This window comes from Halomonas sp. (genome assembly GCF_041689495.1).
GTDB lineage: Bacteria > Pseudomonadota > Gammaproteobacteria > Pseudomonadales > Halomonadaceae > Halomonas.
The window spans coordinates 1-5191 of sequence record NZ_JBDNGD010000419.1 but is presented as its reverse complement, the minus strand read 5'-3'; the positions used below and the strand labels follow the sequence as shown (position 1 = coordinate 5191).

The following is a 5191-nucleotide window of genomic DNA, read 5'->3' as shown; positions in this document are numbered from 1 at the left end:
GGCCCGCTTGAGTTCTCCCCAGTTCAATGATCCATGGCGTTCAACGCTGCGCCGCTTAGGTGGCGCTAGTGCCATGATTGCCCGTGAGGACCGGGCTGCATCCATGGATGCCTCACACCCTCGGGAAGGCACAGTGCCTTTTGCGCCTTAGGTGCAGCGGGCCGGGTTCTGGCCAGGAAGAAACTTTCCTGCTGTTCGACGCATTTGCGCTTGACGGGAGGGGGGCAAGGGGGCAACATGCGGTCAGTTGGTTAGCAAGTCTAACATCGCAAGTGGTCATCGAAAGCTTTGAACAGCGTCGGTTTCCCGGTGAAAGTTTCTTGTTTTACCCACTCAACTCGGGTATTCCCGGCACTCTACAGCTATTCGAGGAATTCGATAAATGGCTACTGGTACAGTCAAGTGGTTCAACGACACTAAAGGCTTCGGCTTCATTTCTCCGGACGACAACGGTGACGACCTGTTCGCTCACTTCTCCGAGATCAAGGCCGAAGGCTTCAAGTCCCTGCAGGATGGTCAGAAGGTTTCCTTCGACGTGACCCAGGGCAAGAAAGGCCTCCAGGCTTCCAACATCCAGGTTATCGACTGAGTCCTAACCGACCTTGTCATGCCGTGATGTGATTACCTCAGGGTAGTCCAGAAAGGTCCGCGAAAGCGGGACTTTCTCGTGGGAGGGTCGAAATGCTCAATTATTCCTATATCGAATCTAAAAATTTCTAAAAATAACTTTTTTGTATAAGACAGAGGCGCCACAATGGCCCGGTTACCCGATTCCTGACCGGATTGCCTCATGTCGCTGGATGCCTGGATTAGCCTCGTCGTCGTTGCTGCCGTCTTTCCGTTGATGGCCTTCTCACGCTTCAGTCCGGACATGGTCCTTCTGGCCGCGGTAATGCTGCTGTTGACCCTGGGCGTCATCGATCCCGGTCAGGCGCTGGGCGGTTTCTCGAGTACGGGCCTGTTCACCGTGGCCTTCATGTATGTACTGGTGACCGCCATTCGCGAGACCGGCGGTATCGACCTGATCATCCGGCATGTCCTGGGGCGTCCCGAAAGCGAGGGCAGGGCTCTGGTGCGACTCCTGTTGCCGGTGGCGTCTCTGAGTGGCTTTCTCAACAATACGCCGGTGGTGGCCACCTATATCCCCGCGGTGCTGGGCTGGAGTCGTCGTCTCGATCGTCCCGCGCAACGCTTCCTGATGCCGCTCAGTTTTGCCTCCATCCTCGGCGGCACCATCACCCTCTTCGGCACCAGCACCAACCTGGTGGTGCATGGTCTGCTGATCGACCGTGATCCCTCCCTGGCCATGGGGCTCTTCGATATCGCCTGGGTCGGCGTTCCGGTTGCCGTCGCCGGCCTTATCTACCTGGTGCTGCTCGGACCGCGGTTCCTCCCGAAGCGCCCTGGATCCGATACCGTCTTCGACAATCCTCGTGAGTTCACCATCGAGATGGAAGTCGATCCTCAAGGGCCCCTGGTCAATCGCACGGTGGAGGAGGCGGGCCTGCGCCACCTTCAGGCCCTGTTTCTGGTCGAGATCGAGCGCGATGGCAATATCGTCAGCGTGGTGGGCCCGGGCGAGCAACTCAAGGCCGGCGATCGGCTGGTTTTCGCCGGGACCTCCGAGGCGGCGGTGGAGCTTCAGCAGATTCGCGGCCTTATGCCGTCACGCCACGGGGGGTCTAGTCTCGAGAAGGATTTCCGCGAACGCCGGCTGGTGGAGGCGGTGGTGTCCAGCCAATGCCAGTTCATCGGCCAGCGCATTCGTGACGGCCACTTCCGCACCCTCTATGGGGCGGCGGTACTGGCGGTGTGTCGAGGCGGGGAGCGGGTGGCCGGAAACCTTGGCCAGGTGCGCCTGCAGCCGGCCGATGTGCTGCTGCTGGAGGCCCGGACGCCGTTCATCGAGCGCCACCGCCAGTCCCGGGACTTCCTGCTGATCAGCCAGGTCAATGGCGCTGCACGCCCTGTCCACGAGAAGGCCTGGCTGGCCTGGAGCATTCTGGCCGGCGTGGTGCTGCTGGCTACCCTAGGCGTGATGAGCATGATGAACGCGGCCATGCTGGGTGCCGCCCTGGTCCTGTTCACGGGCTGCTGCTCGGTTGGGGCGGCCAAGCGGGGGCTCGATACCCAGGTGCTGCTGACCATCGCCGCCTCCTTCGGCCTGGGTGCCGCCCTGGAAACCTCGGGTGCCGCCTCGGCGCTGGCCTCAGGCGTGCTCGGCCTGTCCGGCGGCAGTCCCTGGCTGCTGCTGGTGGCGGTTTACCTCCTGGTGACGCTGCTCACCTCCGTGGTCACCAACAACGCCGCGGCGGTGATCACCTTCCCCATCGTGATGGCCAGTGCGGAAACCCTTGGCGTAAGCCCCATGCCCTTCGTGGTGGCGGTGATGTTCGCCGCCTCGGCCTGCTTCCTTACCCCTATCGGGTATCAGACCAACCTCATGGTGCTCGGTCCGGGCGGTTATCGCTTTGCCGATTTCCTGCGCCTTGGCGGGCCGCTCAACCTCATCACGGCCGTCGTGGTACTGGGGCTGATTCCCTGGTTCTGGCCATTCTGAACCGGGCAGGGCCTCGCCGCCCCGTGGCGATTGCGGTAGGGTGTCTTCTTTTGGGCGAACACGGAAATCCTAACCATGAGTCATCCCGGTGAATTGATCATCGAGCCGCGCAGCGGCAGGCCTGCCGATGCCTGTGTGTTGATCCTCCACGGCCTGGGTGCCGATGGCCGAGACTTTGAACCCCTGGTACCTGCATTGCCGCTGCCGACCGACGACGCCGTACGTTTCATCCTCCCCCATGCGCCACGCCTCCCGGTGACCATCAATGGCGGCATGGTCATGCCGGCCTGGTTCGACATCCTCGAGATGAATCTCGACCGCCAGGTCGACGAAACGCAGCTGCTTGCCTCAGCGGAACGTATCCAGGGATTGGTCCAGGCTCAGATCGATAGCGGGATCGACAGCCGGCGCATCATCATCGCTGGCTTTTCCCAGGGTGGGGCGGTGGCCTACCAGGCGGCCCTTTCGTTCTCGCAGCCGCTGGGCGGCTTGCTGGCCATGTCCACCTACTTCGCTACCGCCGACGGTATTACTCTTGCCGAGGCCAATCGTGGCCTTTCCATCGAGGTGCATCACGGCAATCTCGACCCGGTGGTGCCGGAAGCCCTCGGCAGGGCAGCCTATGAAAGGGTCCTTGCGTTTGGCTATCCTGCGCAGTATCGTCAGTACCCAATGGCTCATGCGGTCTGTCCACAGCAGGTTGCCGATATCGGGGCCTGGCTGGGTAAGCGGCTCTCGCGCTGATGGCGACCCGGTAGTCAGAGGCGGCTCGCCGTGGGCGATGTCATGCCTGCAACGGTGTCCGGAAAATCGCCGTCGCGTGGTCTAGGCTGAAGGAGGCGATCATCGATCGCCGTAAGCCATCAAGGCGGGATAAATGGACAGAGCCGCGGGATTCAGGCAAGGAAGCAGAGCGCCACGAGGAATGAGATGGCCCCACTGGTGGGTGAGCTTCCTGGTTTCGCTTTCCCTGGCATTGCTGCTTGCTGGTGGCTGGCGATGGTGGGGCCCAGGGCCTGCGCTGCTCGCCACGGGTGTTGTCCTGGTCATCGGACTGGGGATCCTCTATCTGTGCGAGGCGCGGGCGAGAGACCGCCGTCTGACCCTGGAAGGGTCCCTCGCGAGCCGTCTGCTCAGGGACTTCCCCGGGGCTGTCGTGCTCGTCGATGAGCAGGGGGTGATCGAGCAGGTCAACCCGGATATCGCGCAGCATGTCGGCTACGCCCCCGTTTCCCTGGTCGGCAGACGCGTCACCTTGCTGGACACGGAGCCACTGGCGGGCGGACTGCGTCGCGCTATCGATCGGGTAGTCGCGCACCAGACACCCTGGCAGGGTGTACTGTCCTTTCGCCTGAGTGATGGCGAATGGCGTTATCGGGCCACCGTGATATTGCCCGATACAGACAATGCCCGGGGCAATCGACGCCTTTTGATCCTCCAGCAAGATGTTACCGGCGCCCATCGGGACCAACTCCATGATCGGATATTCCTCAGCAGTCTGCAAAATACCGTGTCGAGACTGCCGGCGGTGGTCTTCGAGAGTCGCCATGATCGCTTGGGTCGACTCGAATTTCTCTACCTCAGTGAGGGTCTCCAGCAGTTGTGTGGGCTCTCGCCGGACGGGGTGATCGAGGATGCATCCAGGTTCCTGGAGCGGGTCCACCCCGATGATCGTCACCGCCTGGCTGCCTCGCTGACTCAGTCGTCGGTCAGTCTGGACCCCTGGTACCTGGAATTTCGCCTCAGCTTGCCGGAGGGCGCTCGCTGGCTGGAGGGACGAGCTATTTCACGACGCCGACCTGATGGGAATACCCATTGGGACGGACTCCTGATTGACATCAGCGAGCGCAAGCATACTGAACAGCTGATTCAGCGGCTGGTGGGTACCGACATGCTGACCGGCGTGCTGAATCGTCGCGCCTTCTTCGAGCAGGGGGAGGCGGTGCTGGCGCATGCGTCTCGGCGAAAGCGGAAGCTGCCCCTGGCGATGCTCGATCTTGATCATTTCAAGCAACTCAATGACACCCTCGGCCATGCCGCCGGCGATCTGGCGCTCGAGAACTTCGCCATGACCTGCCTCGAATGCCTGCGTCCCTATGATATCTTTGCCAGGATCGGCGGCGAGGAATTCGCGGTATTGCTGGTCGATACCGAGCTGGAGGAGGCCTGGGCAATTCTGGAACGGTTGCGCCAGGGGGTGGAGCGCATCGAGCTGGATATCGACGGCCACGCGATTCATTTCACGGTGAGCATCGGTCTGGCCATCCTCGAGCCCGACGGCAGCCTGGACGGTGCGCTCTCCAATGCCGATCACGCTCTCTACCGCGCCAAGGAGACGGGACGCAACCGGGTCTATGGGCCACCGGGGTTCTTGCCGGACCGGATCTCTGCAGGGAATCGCATGGCCTGAGGCCGCCCTGGCCCTGAATACCGTGAGTTTCGCCTTATCGCCCCAAAGGGTAAAAAGGGTCCCGTCCATGTCCACGCGAGGGAGAAACAGCATGTCAGGACTTTCCGTCGATTTTCGCCTGCCGGTTGCCTGCTCGAATTGTGGTAATCACCGAATGCGTGTCTCGCAGGTGAAGAATCCCGATGACAAGGTGTTCTGTGCGTCCTGCAGTCGCTATGTCT

Annotated in this window: 4 protein-coding genes; all 4 read left to right on the top strand. The window is 61.8% G+C overall.

What is annotated here, in order from left to right; all coding sequences use genetic code 11:
• Window positions 1–382 precede the first annotated feature (382 nt).
• The 4 genes from ACESMD_RS12980 (at window position 383) to ACESMD_RS12965 (ending at window position 4970) form a co-directional block, all read left to right on the top strand.
• On the top strand, window positions 383–589 hold the full coding sequence (locus ACESMD_RS12980) for a cold-shock protein (protein ID WP_106230015.1): 207 nt from the start codon (window positions 383–385) through the stop codon (window positions 587–589).
• A 201-nt stretch (window positions 590–790) separates the two neighbouring features.
• Entirely contained in the window at window positions 791–2560 is a 1770-nt protein-coding gene (locus tag ACESMD_RS12975; RefSeq protein WP_372613809.1) for an SLC13 family permease, read from the top strand.
• Window positions 2561–2635: 75 nt separating this feature from the next.
• Window positions 2636–3304 carry an alpha/beta hydrolase gene (locus ACESMD_RS12970; protein WP_372613807.1) on the top strand — a complete coding sequence of 223 codons (669 nt, stop codon included), beginning with the start codon at window positions 2636–2638 and terminating at the stop codon, window positions 3302–3304.
• A 181-nt stretch (window positions 3305–3485) separates the two neighbouring features.
• Window positions 3486–4970 (top strand): diguanylate cyclase, encoded by a 1485-nt coding sequence (locus tag ACESMD_RS12965; RefSeq protein WP_372613805.1) that lies wholly within the window; start codon window positions 3486–3488, stop codon window positions 4968–4970.
• Window positions 4971–5191: the final 221 nt, after the last annotated feature.